Source organism: Pseudomonas sp. BP6 (genome assembly GCF_017875935.1).
Classification (GTDB): domain Bacteria; phylum Pseudomonadota; class Gammaproteobacteria; order Pseudomonadales; family Pseudomonadaceae; genus Aquipseudomonas; species Aquipseudomonas putida_Y.
The window spans coordinates 4,167,604-4,183,370 of sequence record NZ_JAGINI010000001.1 but is presented as its reverse complement, the minus strand read 5'-3'; the positions used below and the strand labels follow the sequence as shown (position 1 = coordinate 4,183,370).

The window sequence follows — 15,767 nt, the reverse complement described above, 5'->3', positions numbered from 1 at the left end:
CTACCTCGGGATTCAATACATGAGCACAACCACAGCCCAACTGCGGGCCTCACCCCTGGACGCGCTTCAGCGCTGGCTGCCCAAGCTGGTGCTGGCACCCAGCATGTTCATCGTCCTGGTGGGCTTCTACGGCTACATCCTCTGGACCTTCGTGCTGTCCTTCACCACCTCGACCTTTCTGCCCACCTACAAGTGGGCGGGCCTTGCGCAATACGCCCGTCTGTTCGACAACGACCGCTGGTGGGTGGCGAGCAAGAACCTGCTTCTGTTCGGCGGCCTGTTCATTGCCATCAGCCTGGCCATCGGTGTGTTGCTGGCGGTGCTGCTGGACCAGCGCATCCGCCGTGAGGGCTTCATTCGCACCATTTACCTGTACCCCATGGCGTTGTCGATGATCGTCACCGGCACTGCGTGGAAATGGCTGCTCAACCCCGGCATGGGCCTGGACAAGCTGTTGCGTGACTGGGGCTGGGAGGGCTTTCGCCTGGACTGGCTGATCGACCCTGACCGGGTCGTGTACTGCCTGGTGATCGCCGCCGTGTGGCAGGCATCGGGCTTTATCATGGCGATGTTCCTCGCCGGCCTGCGCGGCGTTGACCAATCGATCATCCGCGCCGCACAGATCGACGGTGCCAGCTTGCCGCGCATCTACTGGACTGTAGTGCTGCCCAGCCTGCGCCCAGTGTTCTTCAGCGCGCTGATGATCCTCTCGCACATTGCCATCAAGAGCTTCGACCTGGTGGCGGCAATGACGGCCGGCGGCCCGGGTTACTCGTCCGACCTGCCAGCAATGTTCATGTATTCGTTCACCTTCAGCCGCGGCCAGATGGGCATAGGCTCGGCCAGCGCCATCCTCATGCTCGGGGCGATCCTGGCGATCCTCGTGCCTTACCTGTACTCGGAGCTGCGGAGCAAACGCCATGCATAGTCCTGTCGACAAGCCGGTGCTCAGCCTCAGCCGTATGGCCATCCATGCCGTGTTGCTGATCGCCGTGCTGCTGTATCTGGTGCCGCTGGTGGTGATGCTGCTGACCAGCTTCAAGACCCCCGAAGACATCAGCACCGGCAACCTGCTGAGCTGGCCTGCGGTGATTACCGGCATAGGCTGGGCCAAGGCCTGGGCAGCGGTCAGCGGTTACTTCTGGAACTCGATCATGATCACCGTGCCAGCGGTGCTGATCTCCACAGCTATTGGTGCACTGAACGGCTATGTGCTGTCGATGTGGCGCTTTCGGGGTTCGCAACTGTTCTTCGGCCTGCTGCTGTTCGGCTGCTTCCTGCCGTTCCAGACCGTGCTGCTGCCGGCCTCGTTCACCCTCGGCAAGCTTGGCCTGGCCAGCACCACCAGCGGCCTGGTGCTGGTGCATGTGGTCTACGGCCTGGCCTTCACCACGCTGTTCTTCCGCAACTTCTACGTGAGCATCCCCGACGCGCTGGTCAAAGCCGCACGGTTGGACGGTGCCGGGTTCTTCACCATTTTCCGCCGCATCATCCTGCCGATGTCCACGCCGATCATCATGGTCTGCCTGATCTGGCAGTTCACCCAGATCTGGAACGACTTCCTGTTCGGCGTGGTGTTCTCCAGCGGCGATTCGCAACCGATCACCGTAGCCCTGAACAATCTGGTCAATACCAGCACCGGGGCCAAGGAATACAACGTCGACATGGCGGCAGCGATGATCGCTGGCCTGCCAACCCTGCTGGTCTACGTGGTGGCAGGCAAATATTTCGTGCGCGGGCTGACGGCCGGCGCGGTCAAGGGGTAAGCCATGGCAACGCTCGAACTTCGCAATGTGAACAAAACCTACGGCAGCGGCCTGCCGGACACCCTCAAGGACATCCAGCTGTCGATCAAGGATGGCGAGTTCCTGATCCTGGTGGGGCCGTCGGGCTGCGGCAAGTCGACCCTGATGAACTGTATCGCCGGCCTGGAGCAGATCACCGGCGGCGCCATCCTCATCGACGAGCAGGACGTCAGTGGCATGAGCCCCAAGGACCGCGATATCGCCATGGTGTTCCAGTCCTATGCGCTGTACCCCACCATGAGCGTGCGCGAGAACATCGAGTTCGGCCTGAAGATCCGCAAGCTGCCCCAGGCCGCCATCGACGAGGAAGTGGCGCGGGTGGCCAAGTTGCTGCAGATCGAACACTTGCTGGCGCGCAAGCCGGCGCAACTGTCCGGCGGCCAGCAGCAGCGCGTGGCCATGGGCCGGGCGCTGGCGCGGCGACCCAAGATCTACCTGTTCGATGAGCCCCTGTCCAACCTCGATGCCAAGCTGCGGGTCGAAATGCGCACCGAAATGAAGTTGATGCACCAGCGCCTGAAAACCACCACGGTGTATGTCACCCATGACCAGATCGAAGCCATGACCCTGGGCGACAAGGTGGCGGTGATGAAGGACGGCATCATCCAGCAGTTCGGCACCCCGCAGCAGATCTACAACGACCCGGCCAACCAGTTCGTGGCCAGCTTCATCGGTTCGCCGCCGATGAACTTCATTCCGGTGCGTCTGGCCAGGCACGATGGCCGCTTGCTGGCGATGCTCGACAGCGGCCAGGCACGCTGCGAGCTGCCTTTGGGGCTGGCTGCTGACGAGCTGGAGGGGCGCGAGATCATCCTCGGCATCCGCCCTGAGCAGATCGCCCTGGGCGCTGCTGATGGCAATGGTTTGCCGGGTATCCGCGCCGAGGTGCAGGTCACAGAGCCCACCGGGCCGGACCTGCTGGTGTTCGTCACGCTCAACCAGACAAAAGTGTGCTGCCGCCTTGCACCGGATGTGGTGTGCCGGGTGGGTGACACCCTCAACCTGCAATTCGACCCGGCCCGGGTGCTGCTGTTCGACGCCGACAATGGCGAGCGCCTGCACCTGGCCAGCACTGGCGCAACTGCAAAGGACAACGTGGCTCACTTCAAAGGCCGTTGACTCGTCTACACCATCAATAAGAAAAAAGAGGACGCAAAGGGATGGAACAGCGCAAACGCATCAATACACTGGGATCGTTGGCCTTGCTTGCACTTGTAGGCAGCAGCGGTACACAGGCTGCCGAGGCTTTTTCCAGCGAATCAAAATGGATGACCGGCGACTGGGGCGGCACCCGGACCGAGCTGCTGGACAAGGGCTATGACTTCACCCTCGATTATGTGGGCGAGGTGGCTGGCAACCTGCATGGCGGCTACAACGACGACAAGACCGCACGCTACAGCGACCAGTTCGCCCTCGGCGCGCATCTGGACTTGCAGAAGATACTGGGCTGGCATGATGCCGAGTTCAAGCTGGCAATCACCGAGCGAAGCGGTCGCAACCTGTCCAACGACCGCATCAGCGACCCGCGCGCCGGGCAGTTCAGCTCGGTGCAGGAGGTGTGGGGCCGTGGCCAGACCTGGCGCCTGACCCAGATGTGGATCAAGCAGAAGTACTTCGACGGCGCACTGGACGTGAAATTTGGCCGCTTTGGCGAGGGCGAGGACTTCAACAGCTTCCCTTGCGACTTCCAGAACCTGGCCTTCTGCGGCTCGCAGGTGGGCAACTGGGTGGGCGGCATCTGGTACAACTGGCCGGTCAGCCAGTGGGCGCTGCGGGTGAAGTACAACATCACCCCGGAGTTCTTCGTACAGGTCGGGGCCTTCGAGCAGAACCCTTCCAACCTGGAAACCGGCAACGGCTTCAAGCTCAGCGGCAGTGGTACCAAGGGTGCGATCTTGCCGGTGGAAGCGGTGTGGTCGCCCAAGGTCAATGGCCTGCCGGGCGAGTACCGCCTGGGTTACTACTACAGCACGGCCAAGGCTGACGATGTGTTCGACGACGTCAACGGCAACCCGCAGGCGCTGACAGGTGAAGCCTTCAAGTCGCACTCCAGCAAGCACGGATGGTGGGTGGTGGCGCAGCAGCAGGTCACCGCCCACGGCGGCGACGTCAACCGTGGCCTCAGCCTGTTCGCCAACTTTACCGTGCATGACAAGGCCACCAACGTGGTCGACAACTACCAGCAGGTGGGGTTGGTCTACAAAGGCGCTTTCGACGCTCGGCCCAAAGATGACATCGGCTTCGGTGTTGCGCGTATTCATGTGAATGACGACGTGAAGAAGCGCGCCGAGTTGCTCAACGGCCAGAGCGGCATCAACGATTACGACAACCCTGGTTTCGTGCCGCTGCAGCGCACCGAGTACAACGCAGAGCTCTACTACGGCTTCCACGTTACCAACTGGCTGACCGTGCGGCCTAACCTGCAGTACATCAAGAGCCCTGGCGGGGTGGACGAGGTGGATAACGCGCTGGTCGCTGGCTTGAAGATTCAGTCGTCATTCTGAGGGCACTTGTTGTAAATTTACGCCAATCCATTTTCGGTTCTCGGCACCCACTGGTCTGCAGTGGGTGTCGGGGAAAGGCCGAGACAGCGCTATCTCGAACAACAAGAGCTCTGAACCATGCCCGAACATCCGCTCCATCGCTTCTTTTCCTCGCAGCGGCCACGGCCGACATTCGAATGGGAGCGTTACCAGCAGCGCGATGTGCTGATCATCGATCACCCCCGTTGCCAGGCGGTGTTCAGCCGCCAGGGCGCGCAGTTGCTGCACTTTCAACCGGCGGGTGAACGGCCGTGGCTGTGGTGCGCCGAACAGTGGCCGCAGGTGGGGGCGATCCGCGGTGGTGTACCGGTGTGCTGGCCCTGGTATGGCTGCCATCCCAGCGAAGACCTGTGGCCGGACCATGGCTGGGCGCGGCTGCTGGACTGGAAACTGGTGGACAGCCGTGAGGACGAGGAGGGCGTGACCCTGAAATGGCGGCTGGACCTGTGCGACTGGCAGGTCGACTTGCATGCCCGGCTAGGTAGCCGTATGGAACTGAGCCTGAGCACCGAACATCAGGACAGCGAACCCTGCCAGCTGAGCCATGCGCTGCTGGCGTACTGGCGCATCAGTGATGTGTCCGAGATAGCGCTGTCCGGGCTGGAAGACATTGAAGGCTACGACCGCCTCAACCGCCAGGCTTGCCGTGAAGATGGCGCGCTGAAGCTCAAGGGCGGCTGTCAGAAGGTCTACCCCGGTACGCCACGGGTGCAATTGCAGGACCCGGCCTGGCAGCGCGAGCTGTGCATCGACACCGGTGACAGCGACGACACCGTGGTCTGGCACCCTGGCAATCGCCCGCTGATGGGGGTGACTGGCCGCGAGTCGCAGCGTTTTGTCTGCGTCGAGGCGACCAGCGGCAGTGGCGAAGGCCTGAGCCTGGCGCCTGGGCAACGTGCGCACCTACGTTTGCAGGCGCACCGGCTCAATTGAGTTCGTCGTCCTCGATCGGGTAGCGGCTGGCGTTGAGGCTTTCCTTGATCTTGCGCAGGTGGGGCTGGAAGTCCACGCCGCGGCGCAGGGTCATGCCGGTGGCCAGCACATCGAGCACGGTCAGCTGGATGATCCGCGAGGTCATCGGCATGTAGATGTCGGTATCTTCCGGCAGCGGGATGTGCAGGCTCAGGCTGCAGGCATTGGCCAGTGGCGAGCCTGCGGCGGTCAGGCCCAGCACCGAAGCGCCGTTTTCACGCGCCACGCGCGCCACTTCGACCAGTTCGCGGGTGCGCCCGGTGTAGGAAATGATCACGAACAGATCGCCGGTGTGGGCGACCGAGGCCAGCATGCGCTGCATCAGCACATCGGCGTGGGCCGACACGGCCAGGTTGAAGCGGAAGAACTTGTGCTGCGCATCCAGGGCCACCGGGGCCGAGGCTCCGAGGCCGAAGAAGTGGATCTGTCGGGCCTGGATCATCATGTCCACGGCGCGGCTGACCTGCTGCGGGTCCAGTTGCTGGCAGGCGCTGTCAAGCGAGGCGATGGCGCTGGCGAAGATTTTCTGGGTGTAGGCGGCCGGGTCATCGTCGGCCTCCACCGCGCGGCTGACATAGGCGGCACCACTGGCCAGGCTCTGCGCCAGTTGCAGTTTGAGCTCGGGGTAGCCGCTGACGCCGAACGAGCGGCAGAAGCGGTTGACGGTCGGTTCGCTGACCTTGGCCGCCTGGGCCAGCGCAGCGATGCTGAAACGGGTGGCTTGTTGCGGGTTGAGCAGGATGACTTCGGCGACTTTGCGTTCGGCCTTGTTCAGCTCGTCGAGGCGGCCCTGGATCTGTTCCAGGAGGTTTCGCACGCGGTCCATGGGTGTGTCCTTGGGTCGGGAAGACAGCCGGCTGTGGGAGCAGCAGGCTTTTTGCACGGTCGTCTATCGTACTGTCGGTGCGGTTGGCGTACCACTTGTCTGTAACACTTGTGTGTAATGTTGTGGTTTTTACTACATTATCCCTTGAAAACCGTGTGTGAAAGCGGTATTCCTAGACCAACTTTAGGAAAGAACCAACATCATGGCTGCAATCAGTGTCGAACCTTGCACCTTTGCCCTGTTTGGCGCCCTCGGCGACCTGGCATTGCGCAAGCTGTTTCCTGCGCTCTACCAGCTCGACCGGGCCAACCTGTTGCACCCGGACACCCGCCTGCTGGCCTTGGCCCGCGAGGCCGGCAGTGCGCAGGAGCACTTGGACAGCATCGAAGCCCACCTGCGCCGGCACGTGCCCGAGGCCGATATCGAGCCTGCCGCGCTGGGTCGCTTCCTCGCCCGCCTGAATTACCAGCATCTGGACTTCCTGCAGCCCGAGGGCTATCAGGCCCTTGCCGAGCAACTGCCGGGCGAGCTGCCGCTGATCGCCTACTTCGCCACGGCGGCGGCGGTGTATGGGGCCATCTGCGAAAACCTCGACAAGGTCGGGCTGGCTGCGCGTACCCGGGTAGTGCTCGAGAAACCCATTGGCCACGACCTGGAGTCGTCGCGCCGGGTCAACGATGCCGTGGCGCGGTTCTTCCCAGAAAGCCGGGTCTACCGCATCGACCACTACCTGGGCAAAGAGACGGTGCAGAACCTGATTGCCCTGCGCTTCGCCAATAGCCTGTTCGAAACCCAGTGGAACCAGAATTCCATCTCCCATGTGGAGATTACCGTGGCGGAAAAGGTCGGTATCGAGGGCCGTTGGGGCTATTTCGACAAGGCCGGCCAGCTGCGCGACATGATCCAGAACCACCTGCTGCAGTTGCTGTGCCTGATCGCCATGGACCCGCCCAGCGAACTGTCTGCCGATGCCATCCGTGACGAGAAGGTGAAAGTGCTCAAGGCCCTGGCACCGATCACCGGCGACGGCCTGAGCACCAGTGTGGTGCGCGGCCAGTACATTGCCGGCTACAGCGAAGGCAAGCCGGTGCCCGGTTACCTGGAAGAAGACAACGCCAACGCCCAGAGCGACACCGAAACCTTCGTCGCCCTGCGCGCCGACATCCGTAACTGGCGCTGGTCGGGCGTGCCGTTCTACCTGCGAACCGGCAAGCGCATGCCGCAAAAACTGTCGCAGATCGTCATTCACTTCAAGGAAACGCCGCACTACATCTTCGCCCCGGAACAGCGTTTGCAGATCGGTAACAAGCTGATCATCCGCCTGCAACCGGACGAAGGCATTTCTTTACGGGTGATGACCAAGGAGCAGGGCCTGGACAAGGGCATGCAACTGCGCAGTGGCCCATTGCAGCTGAATTTTTCCGATGCCTGGCGCAGTGCAAGAATTCCGGATGCCTACGAGCGGCTGTTGCTCGAAGTGATGCGTGGCAACCAGAACCTGTTCGTGCGCAAGGACGAAATCGAGTATGCCTGGAAGTGGTGCGACCAGTTGATCGCCGGTTGGCGTAATGCGGGCGACGCGCCCAAGCCATACGCGGCGGGCTCCTGGGGGCCGATGAGCTCGATTGCACTGATCACACGCGATGGGAGGGCGTGGTATGGGGATATCTGAATTGAAACTGCCAGCGGCCGTGAAGGCTCATGAACTGGCGGATGCCAAGGCACTGTCCGTGTCCTTGGCTCATGATGTGGCTGAGCGCCTGCGTGGCGCGATTGCCGCCAAGGGGCAGGCCTGTGTGGTGTTGTCTGGCGGTCGCAGCCCGGTGCCTTTCCTGGAGAAGCTGGCCAGCGAGCACCTGGACTGGTCCAAGGTCATCGTCAGCCTGGCTGATGAACGCTGGGTGCCGGTAGAGCACGCCGACAGCAATGCCGGCCTGCTGGTCCGCCACCTGTTGAAGGGCGCAGCGGCCAAGGCCCGTTTCGTTGGCCTGTATCAGCAGGCGGAGAACCTCGATGCAGCTGCGCTCAAAGCTGACCAGGCCTTGGCCGAGCTACCGCCGATCGACGTGCTGGTGCTGGGCATGGGCGACGATGGCCATACCGCCTCGCTGTTCCCCGCCAGTCCCAACCTGGAAGCAGGCCTGGACCCGGCCGGCCCACGCCGCTGCCTGCCGTTGCTGGCGCCGAGCGTGCCGCACCAGCGCCTGTCGATGACCCGTTCGCTGCTGGCCAGTGCTGCCTTCATCGCGCTGTCTGTGCAAGGCCAGAGCAAACTCGCTACCCTGCGCGCCGCGCTGGCGGGCAACGACCTTACTGAAATGCCGATTCGCGCTTTTCTTCACGACCCCCTGGACATCTACTGGTGCCCATGAGCCAAGGATCCACAGTCATGACCACCCTTGAACGCCCACAGCCCAAGCTCTCGATGGCTGATAAAGCCGCGCGGATCGACGCCATTTGCAAAAATGCGCGCATCCTGCCGGTAATCACCATTGCTCGTGAGGAAGACATCCTGCCGCTGGCTGACGCCCTGGCCGCCGGCGGCATCCGTACCCTGGAAGTGACCCTGCGCTCACAGCATGGCCTCAAGGCCATTCAGGTGCTGCGCGAGCAGCGCCCGGAGCTGTGTGTCGGTGCCGGTACCGTGCTCGACCGCAGCATGTTCGCAGCGGTTGAAGCTGCGGGCGCGCAGTTCGTCGTTACTCCAGGCATTACCCAGGACATTCTCGAAGCGGGCGTGGACAGTGAAATTCCGCTGTTGCCGGGCATCAGTACGCCGTCCGAAATCATGATGGGCTATGCCTTGGGTTACCGCCGGTTCAAGTTGTTCCCGGCGGAGATCAGTGGCGGCGTAGCGGCGATCAAGGCCTTTGGTGGCCCATTCGGCGATATTCGTTTTTGTCCCACCGGCGGTGTAAACCCGGCCAACGTGCGCAACTACATGGCACTGCCAAACGTGATGTGCGTCGGGGGGACCTGGATGCTCGACAGCAGTTGGATCAAGAACGGTGACTGGGCGCGGATCGAAGCGTGCAGTGCTGAGGCGATGGCGCTGCTGGACGCCAACTGAATCAGTTGTGTGCTTTACGGCTTGTGGGGCGCTTGGTCGGCGCCCCTTTTTTTTGCCTGGGATATTTGCATTGGTTGTGCTGGCCTTTTCGCGGGTAAACCCGCTCCTACACACTGATCTGCGGTGGACGCACCGGGGGGTTGGACACAGGCCGTTGCAGGAGCGGGTTTACCCGCGAATGGGCCGGGTCTGCGGGCCAATATCCCTGGCCGTTCACCGTTGCCGTGGCCTCCGTATTCGCGGGTAAACCCGCTCCTACACCTGATCGGTGGTGGACACACACACTGGTGATTGGGCGCAGGCCGTTGCAGGAGCGGGTTTACCCGCGAAAAGGCCAGTCCAGGCCCACAAAAAAAGCCCGCATCAAACGATGCGGGCTTTCTCGTTCCTCATTCCAGGCTTCAGGCCGCCTTGGCTTCCTGCTGGCTCAGCGAGCGGTTCAGCGCGCTGAACAGGGCCTTGAAGCTGGCCGTGGTGATGTTCTCATCGATACCCACGCCATGCACCGGACGGCCACCGGCCACGCGCAGTTCGATGTAGGCCGCGGCCTTGGCGTTGGTCCCCGCACCAATGGCGTGCTCGTTGTAGTCCATGATCTCTACGGCAACCGGCAGGCCGGCCACCAGTGCTTCCAGGGCGCCGTTGCCCTTGCCGCGCCAGTGCAGGGTGGTTTCGCCTTCACCGGCAACTTCCACTTCCACGGCGCTGTGGCCGTTTTCTTCCTGCAGGCGATGGCTGACCAGTGCGTATGGCGCGTTGGCCTGGAGGTACTCCTTGTGCAGCAGGCTGTAGATCTGCTGGGCGGTCATTTCCAGGCCCAGGCGGTCGGTCTCACCCTGCACCACCTGGCTGAATTCGATCTGCATGCGACGCGGCAGGCTGATGCCATATTCCTGCTCGAGCAGGTAGGTGATACCGCCTTTGCCCGACTGGCTGTTGACGCGGATTACCGCTTCGTAGCTGCGGCCGATGTCGGCCGGATCGATTGGCAGGTAAGGCACCTCCCACAGTTCCCCATCCTGCTGCTTGGCGAAGCCCTTGCGGATGGCGTCCTGGTGCGAGCCGGAGAACGCGGTATGGACCAGGTCGCCCACATACGGGTGACGTGGGTGTACCGGCAACTGGTTGCACTCTTCGACCACCTTGCGCACGCCGTCGATGTCGGAGAAGTCCAGCAACGGGTCGATGCCCTGGGTGTAGAGGTTCAGAGCCAAGGTCACCAGGTCGACGTTACCGGTACGCTCGCCGTTGCCGAACAGACAGCCTTCGGTACGGTCGGCGCCGGCCATGAGGCCCAGTTCGGTGGCAGCGATACCGGTGCCACGGTCGTTGTGGCAGTGCAGGCTGATGATCACGCTGTCGCGGCGGCTGATGTTGCGGCAGAACCACTCGATCTGGTCGGCGTAGATATTTGGCGTGGACACTTCCACGGTGGCCGGCAGGTTGAGGATGATCTTGTGTTCAGGGGTAGGGTTCCACACCTCGATGACCGCGTCGCAGACTTCCTTGGCGAACTCCATTTCAGTGGCGCTGAAGGTTTCTGGCGAGTACTGGAAGGTCCACTGGGTTTCCGGCTGCTGGGCGGCGTACTTGACGAACAGCTTGGCCGCGTTCACCGCGATGTCCTTCACGCCTTGCTTGTCCTGATTGAAGACGATGCGGCGGAACGACGGGCTGGTGGCGTTGTACAGGTGGACGATGGCCTTCTTCGCACCGCGCAGCGACTCGAAGGTGCGGGCAATCAGGTCTTCACGTGCCTGGGTGAGCACCTGGATGGTGGTGTCATCCGGGATGTGGCCGTCCTCGATCAGGGTGCGCACGAAGTCGAAATCGGTTTGCGAGGCAGACGGGAACGAGGCTTCGATCTCCTTCACGCCAACCTGCACCAAGGTCTTCCAGAAGCGCAGTTTCTTCTCCGAATCCATCGGCTCGATCAGCGACTGGTTGCCATCACGCAGGTCGGAGCTGCACCAGATAGGTGCCTGGGTGATGGTCTTCGACGGCCAGGTACGGTCAGGCAGGTCGATGGTCGGGAAAGCGCGGTATTTCTTCGAAGGGTCTTTGAGCATGGTCATGGAAGCAATCCTTTTGTGTGCGGCCGAGATCGGGCCTGCCGAGCGATAACGATATGAAGAGGCGAGGCGACGCGATTCAGCCTGGTAGTCGGGCGCTGACCAGGCAGAGGCTGCGATGTTGTCGGAGCAGGATGAGGGTGCTGAAGGTTTTCATGCCTTCAAACTTAACCAGTGGGGTGGGGGATGGCAAGCGTTCGGGGAAAATTGAGAGGAATGCTTAAAAAAAGCCATAAAGCGAGATTTTATGGCTTTATTTGGCTGAGTGCTTCGTTGCTTTTGCGCGGTATTTTTCGATGGCGCAACACAATCGAATTAATGCCAGCAGTGCTGGCCCATTCGCGGGTAAACCCGCTCCTACAGGTACGCGGCCCCTTGTAGGAGCGGGTTTACCCGCGAATGGGCCGGCCCAGGCAGCGCAACGTTCAGGGCTGGAACGCGCCAATGAAAATCGCCGGGTCCACCCGCGCATCGTTCAGGCTGACGTTCCAGTGCATATGCGGCCCGGTCGCCCGCCCGGTCGAGCCCACGCGCCCGACCACCTCGCCACGACGCAGTTGCTGCCCGACCTGCACATCGATCTTCGACATGTGGCAGAACATGCTGATAAAGCCCTGCCCATGGTCGACGAACACCGTGCGGCCGTTGAAGAAATAATCCCCCACCAGAATCACTTTGCCATTGGCGGGTGTCTTGATCGGCGTGCCTGCCGGCACCGCAAAGTCCAGCCCGGCATGCGGGTTGCGTTCTTCGCCATTGAAGAAGCGGCGCACGCCGAACTTGCTCGACAGCGGGCCGTTGACCGGCTTGTCGAGAATCAGGTTGCTCGGCAGGTTCGGGCTGAAGCTGCGGTAGGCCTTGATCTGCTCGGCCAGCTCGCGTTCGATGCGCTTGAGGTCGGCCGGGTTCGGGTTGACTTGGCGCGTGTTTTTCAGGGTAATGCGCTGCTCAGGGTACTTCTTGCTGCCTACGCTGAAAGGCAGGGTGCGCCCGCCCTGGCTCAGCACTGCGGTGCCGGGCTTCTGGGTCAGCGGGATGCCGACGATGGCCAGCCAGTTGTCCTGCTCCTTCACCACCAGCACCGGCTTGCCGTCGAAACGGGCGCTGGGTGCGTTGGCGGCAGGGCCCAGGTCGACGACTGCCACACCGCCGGGTACCGGTTTGTTCAGTGTGCGGGTGATGTAGCTGCCCTGGGCGCCGCCGGCCAGCAGCAGCAGGGAAAGGGCAAGCAGGGGCGCGAGCATGCGGGGCATGTGTCAGTCCAGTAGTGAGAGGGTGACCGGGGTCAGGTGGTTGTCTTCGACGCGCACCAGCAGCTCGCCTTCGTTCAGGCGGGCGGTCAGGCGTTGGCCGTTGCGGGTCTGTTCGGCGCTGCGAATGGCCTGGCCTTGTTCATCCAGCAAAATGCTGTATCCGCGGGCCAGGGTGGCCAGCGGACTGACCACTTGCAGTGTCTGCAGCTGGGCCTGGAACCGCTGGCGACGGTCCTTGAGCACCTCGCGCATGGCCCGTGGCAGGCGCTCGGCCAGGCTGTCCAGGCGCTGGTTCAGCAGCTTCAGGTTACGCCCCGGATGCTGCGCGGCCAGGCGGGCGTCCAGGCGTGCCAGGCGTTCGCGGCGCTGGTTGAGGTTGAGCATGAACGCGCGGCGCAGGCGCATGTCCAGGTCGTCCAGGCGTTGGGCCTGCTGGCGCAAACGCTCGCCTGGGTGGCGCAGGCGGCGGGTGAGTGACTCCAGGCGCAGGCGGTCGTGGGTCAGGCGGTTCTGCATGCGCAGCAGCAGGCGCCGTTGCAGGCCATCCAGGCGTTGCCGAAGGCCGCTGTTGTCAGGGGCCAGCAGCTCGGCGGCAGCAGACGGTGTGGGCGCGCGCACGTCAGCCACGAAGTCGCTGATCGACACGTCGGTTTCATGGCCCACGGCGCTGACAATTGGTGTGACGCAGGCGGCCACGGCACGCGCCACGGCTTCCTCGTTGAAACACCACAGGTCTTCCAGCGAGCCACCACCACGCGCCAGGATCAGCGCATCGAAGCCGAGGCTGTCGGCCAGGCGGATGGCGCGTACGATCTGCGCGATGGCTTCGCGGCCCTGTACCGCTGTAGGGATCAGGTTCAGCTCCACCTGCGGCGCGCGGCGGCCGAACACGCTGATGATGTCGCGGATCACCGCGCCAGTGGGCGAGGTGATGATGCCGATGCGCTGCGGGTGAGCCGGCAGCGGCTTCTTCCGTTCGGTGCTGAACAGCCCCTCGGCACCGAGCTTTTCCTTCAGGGCCTCGAAAGCCAGGCGCAACGCGCCATCACCGGCGGGCTCGACGGTGTCGAGAATCAGTTGGTAGTCGCCACGCCCCTCGAACAGCGAAACCTTGCCACGCACCCGCACCGCCAGGCCGTCGCGCAGCGCCTGGCGTACCCGCGTGGCGTTCTGCCGGAACAACGCGCAACGCACCTGGGCGCCGCTGTCCTTGAGGGTGAAGTACATGTGGCCGGACGCCGGGCGGGCGAGGTTGGAGATTTCGCCTTCCACCCACACGCTGCGGAAAACGTCTTCCAGCAGCACGCGGGCGCGGCCGTTGAGTTGGCTGACGGTAAGGACCTCGCGGTCCAGCCCGAGTCGTTCGAAAGGGTCTTTGATCATGGCAGGCATCATAAATGACATCGGCCCCGGTTGTCTGTCCCGGGCCCTGTTGGAGCGGGTGCACCGGCGAAGAACAAGGTTCAGCCCTGCAGGGCCGTTACGAACTGCCTGGCTATCTGCCCCGCATCGCGGCGACAGGCCAGCGCCACTGTGCTCTGGCAATCCCCTTGCAGCGCCACGAAACTGACCGAAGCGGGTGCGATCTGCCGCATGCACGCTGGCAACAACGCCACCCCAAACCCCGCCTGTATCAGCTGCAATTGCGTGGTCTTGCGCGACAGTACCTGCGCCGCCTTCGGGAAGAATCCTGCCCCCATGCACAACGAGGCAGACAGGTAGCTCAAGCCACCGCGATCCCGGTGCGGGATGGAAATGAAGCGTTCTTCCTTCAGTTGCTCCAGTTGCACGTGCTGAGTACCCGCCAAGGGGTGTCCAGCGGCGACCGCCAGCAACAAGGGTTCGTCGAACAATTCATGCAGCACCACGCCTTCATGCTGGCGCAGCACCGGCAAGCGCAACAGACCGATATCCAGCCGTCCGGCAGCAATGTCTTCCAGCTGTGCCTCCGATGACTGCTGCGCAATCTCCAGCGAAACCCCTGGGTTGTGCTTCAGGTAGTTCCCCAGGCGAGCCAGAAGCCCGCCGGTCAGCGGCACGGTGCTGGAATGATTCAGGCGCAAGCTGCCTTGCAACCCTTGGCCAATGTCACGGGTAACCCGCTCAGCCTGTGCCAGGTCAGCCAGCAAGCGTCGCGCCCGTTCAAGAAAGGCCTGACCGGCCAGCGTCAGGCGAGGCAGGCGCGCCGTGCGTTCGAACAGCGGCGTGCCCAGTTGCTGCTCCAGCTCCTTGATCTGCCGGCTAAGGGCCGACTGGGCGACGTACAGTCGCTCGGCTGCGCTGCTGAAACTGCCGCACTCGGCGATTTCCACGAAGTAACGCAACTGTCGGATCGACGTCATGTTATGCCTTTTTGAGATGGCTCTTGGGATAAAGGCATATTAGTCGGCATGGCTCATGGCTGGCTAACCTTTGCCTGTCTTCCCAGGAACTGCTGCCATGCTTGCCCAACTGTCGTTTTCCGGCCTTGACTGGCTGCCGATCTTGTTCGCCATCGCTGCGGCCTACATCGTTTTCGGTATCGCCGGCTTCGGTACTGCACTCGTGGCCGGGCCGGTGCTGATTCACTTCATGCCGTTGACACGCATCATCCCGCTGCTGGTACTGCTGGATTTCGCGGCCGCCTTCGGCAACCTGCTGCCGTCACGCCGGGATGTGGTACGCAGTGAATTGCTGCGGCTGCTGCCCTTCATGGCCTTGGGTTGTACGTTGGGCGTGGTGTTCCTGCTCCAGCTGAAGTCCGACCTGTTGCTGCTGTTGATGGGGCTATTCGTGACCGCCTATGCACTTTACGGGCTGGCAGTGAAAGTGAGGCCAGCCAGCCTGTCCGGCTTCTGGGCGGTGCCGATGGGCACGGCAGGCGGGTTGTTCGGGGCTTTGTTCGGCAGCGGCGGGTTTCTTTATGCCCTTTACCTGAGTGCACGGCTGGAGGTGAAGGAACAGGTACGCGCCACCCAGAGCGCGCTGATCAGCTGCAGTACGATAGTGCGTCTGTCGCTGTTCCTTATCGCCGGTGTCTATGCCGACCAAAGTCTGCTGCTGCTCGCCGCCTGCCTGCTGCCTGTCATGTTCATTGGCCTTTGGGTAGGGCGTCGGTTGACCCACCGGTTGTCCCGCGAAGCGTTCGTACGGCTGGTCACCTGGCTGGTGCTGGCCAGCGGCCTGGCGTTGATTGGTCGCTACCTGAGCGCCTGAGCGGTAGAATTGCGTCATCACCGGCGTTTTT

Annotated in this window: 14 protein-coding genes; 9 read left to right on the top strand and 5 right to left on the bottom strand. The window is 62.7% G+C overall.

Features of this window, described 5'->3' with window-relative positions; translation table 11 throughout:
• Positions 1 to 19: 19 nt before the first annotated feature.
• From J3A98_RS18975 to J3A98_RS18955, 5 genes are all read left to right on the top strand, one after another.
• Positions 20 to 928: a sugar ABC transporter permease gene (locus J3A98_RS18975; RefSeq protein WP_021781907.1), complete on the top strand. Its 909-nt coding sequence runs from the start codon at positions 20 to 22 to the stop codon at positions 926 to 928.
• Positions 921 to 1,766: a carbohydrate ABC transporter permease gene (locus J3A98_RS18970; RefSeq protein WP_103470107.1), complete on the top strand. Its 846-nt coding sequence runs from the start codon at positions 921 to 923 to the stop codon at positions 1,764 to 1,766. The genes J3A98_RS18975 and J3A98_RS18970 overlap by 8 nt, the downstream gene beginning before the upstream one ends.
• Before the next feature lie 3 nt (positions 1,767 to 1,769).
• On the top strand, positions 1,770 to 2,924 hold the full coding sequence (gene ugpC, locus J3A98_RS18965) for a sn-glycerol-3-phosphate ABC transporter ATP-binding protein UgpC (protein WP_209967782.1): 1,155 nt from the start codon (positions 1,770 to 1,772) through the stop codon (positions 2,922 to 2,924).
• 41 nt (positions 2,925 to 2,965) lie between these two features.
• Entirely contained in the window at positions 2,966 to 4,309 is a 1,344-nt protein-coding gene (locus J3A98_RS18960) for a carbohydrate porin (protein ID WP_209967780.1), read from the top strand.
• 117 nt (positions 4,310 to 4,426) lie between these two features.
• Positions 4,427 to 5,281 carry a D-hexose-6-phosphate mutarotase gene (locus J3A98_RS18955; RefSeq protein ID WP_103463202.1) on the top strand — a complete coding sequence of 285 codons (855 nt, stop codon included), beginning with the start codon at positions 4,427 to 4,429 and terminating at the stop codon, positions 5,279 to 5,281.
• On the opposite strand, the gene hexR is transcribed toward J3A98_RS18955, so the two are convergent.
• Positions 5,274 to 6,137, bottom strand: a complete 864-nt coding sequence (gene hexR / locus J3A98_RS18950) for a MurR/RpiR family transcriptional regulator (protein ID WP_209969915.1) — start codon at positions 6,135 to 6,137, stop codon at positions 5,274 to 5,276. The genes J3A98_RS18955 and hexR overlap by 8 nt on opposite strands.
• Positions 6,138 to 6,348: 211 nt before the next feature.
• Between hexR and zwf the strand changes: the two genes are divergently transcribed.
• The 3 genes from zwf to J3A98_RS18935 are packed head-to-tail and all read left to right on the top strand — an operon-like array spanning position 6,349 to position 9,216.
• Positions 6,349 to 7,818 carry a glucose-6-phosphate dehydrogenase gene (gene zwf / locus J3A98_RS18945; RefSeq protein ID WP_176683696.1) on the top strand — a complete coding sequence of 490 codons (1,470 nt, stop codon included), beginning with the start codon at positions 6,349 to 6,351 and terminating at the stop codon, positions 7,816 to 7,818.
• On the top strand, positions 7,805 to 8,518 hold the full coding sequence (pgl, locus tag J3A98_RS18940) for a 6-phosphogluconolactonase (RefSeq protein ID WP_209967778.1): 714 nt from the start codon (positions 7,805 to 7,807) through the stop codon (positions 8,516 to 8,518). Before zwf ends, pgl begins: the two co-directional genes overlap by 14 nt.
• A gap of 17 nt (positions 8,519 to 8,535) precedes the next feature.
• Positions 8,536 to 9,216 carry a bifunctional 4-hydroxy-2-oxoglutarate aldolase/2-dehydro-3-deoxy-phosphogluconate aldolase gene (locus tag J3A98_RS18935; RefSeq protein WP_176683694.1) on the top strand — a complete coding sequence of 227 codons (681 nt, stop codon included), beginning with the start codon at positions 8,536 to 8,538 and terminating at the stop codon, positions 9,214 to 9,216.
• A gap of 401 nt (positions 9,217 to 9,617) precedes the next feature.
• Here the strand turns inward: J3A98_RS18935 and leuA are convergent, their stop codons facing one another.
• The 4 genes from leuA to J3A98_RS18915 form a co-directional block, all read right to left on the bottom strand.
• Positions 9,618 to 11,291 carry a 2-isopropylmalate synthase gene (leuA, locus tag J3A98_RS18930; protein ID WP_209967775.1) on the bottom strand — a complete coding sequence of 558 codons (1,674 nt, stop codon included), beginning with the start codon at positions 11,289 to 11,291 and terminating at the stop codon, positions 9,618 to 9,620.
• Between the two features lie 422 nt (positions 11,292 to 11,713).
• Entirely contained in the window at positions 11,714 to 12,541 is an 828-nt protein-coding gene (locus tag J3A98_RS18925) for a M23 family metallopeptidase (protein ID WP_209967773.1), read from the bottom strand.
• A gap of 3 nt (positions 12,542 to 12,544) precedes the next feature.
• Positions 12,545 to 13,924 (bottom strand): exodeoxyribonuclease VII large subunit, encoded by a 1,380-nt coding sequence (xseA, locus tag J3A98_RS18920; protein ID WP_004575640.1) that lies wholly within the window; start codon positions 13,922 to 13,924, stop codon positions 12,545 to 12,547.
• 80 nt (positions 13,925 to 14,004) lie between these two features.
• Positions 14,005 to 14,883 carry a LysR substrate-binding domain-containing protein gene (locus J3A98_RS18915; protein ID WP_209967771.1) on the bottom strand — a complete coding sequence of 293 codons (879 nt, stop codon included), beginning with the start codon at positions 14,881 to 14,883 and terminating at the stop codon, positions 14,005 to 14,007.
• 97 nt (positions 14,884 to 14,980) lie between these two features.
• On the opposite strand from J3A98_RS18915, the gene J3A98_RS18910 reads away from it, so the two are divergent.
• Entirely contained in the window at positions 14,981 to 15,736 is a 756-nt protein-coding gene (locus tag J3A98_RS18910; protein WP_209967769.1) for a sulfite exporter TauE/SafE family protein, read from the top strand.
• The last annotated feature ends 31 nt before the right edge of the window (positions 15,737 to 15,767 follow it).

What these genes read in the sequence shown, in the direction of transcription:
- J3A98_RS18975 (WP_021781907.1), top strand. Translation starts at nt 20, where the DNA reads ATGAGCACAACCACAGCCCAACTGCGGGCCTCACCCCTGGACGCGCTT.
- J3A98_RS18970 (WP_103470107.1), top strand. Translation starts at nt 921, where the DNA reads ATGCATAGTCCTGTCGACAAGCCGGTGCTCAGCCTCAGCCGTATGGCC.
- ugpC (WP_209967782.1), top strand. Translation starts at nt 1,770, where the DNA reads ATGGCAACGCTCGAACTTCGCAATGTGAACAAAACCTACGGCAGCGGC.
- J3A98_RS18960 (WP_209967780.1), top strand. Translation starts at nt 2,966, where the DNA reads ATGGAACAGCGCAAACGCATCAATACACTGGGATCGTTGGCCTTGCTT.
- J3A98_RS18955 (WP_103463202.1), top strand. Translation starts at nt 4,427, where the DNA reads ATGCCCGAACATCCGCTCCATCGCTTCTTTTCCTCGCAGCGGCCACGG.
- zwf (WP_176683696.1), top strand. Translation starts at nt 6,349, where the DNA reads ATGGCTGCAATCAGTGTCGAACCTTGCACCTTTGCCCTGTTTGGCGCC.
- pgl (WP_209967778.1), top strand. Translation starts at nt 7,805, where the DNA reads ATGGGGATATCTGAATTGAAACTGCCAGCGGCCGTGAAGGCTCATGAA.
- J3A98_RS18935 (WP_176683694.1), top strand. Translation starts at nt 8,536, where the DNA reads ATGACCACCCTTGAACGCCCACAGCCCAAGCTCTCGATGGCTGATAAA.
- leuA (WP_209967775.1), bottom strand. Translation starts at nt 11,291, where the DNA reads ATGACCATGCTCAAAGACCCTTCGAAGAAATACCGCGCTTTCCCGACC.
- J3A98_RS18925 (WP_209967773.1), bottom strand. Translation starts at nt 12,541, where the DNA reads ATGCCCCGCATGCTCGCGCCCCTGCTTGCCCTTTCCCTGCTGCTGCTG.
- xseA (WP_004575640.1), bottom strand. Translation starts at nt 13,924, where the DNA reads ATGATCAAAGACCCTTTCGAACGACTCGGGCTGGACCGCGAGGTCCTT.
- J3A98_RS18915 (WP_209967771.1), bottom strand. Translation starts at nt 14,883, where the DNA reads ATGACGTCGATCCGACAGTTGCGTTACTTCGTGGAAATCGCCGAGTGC.
- J3A98_RS18910 (WP_209967769.1), top strand. Translation starts at nt 14,981, where the DNA reads ATGCTTGCCCAACTGTCGTTTTCCGGCCTTGACTGGCTGCCGATCTTG.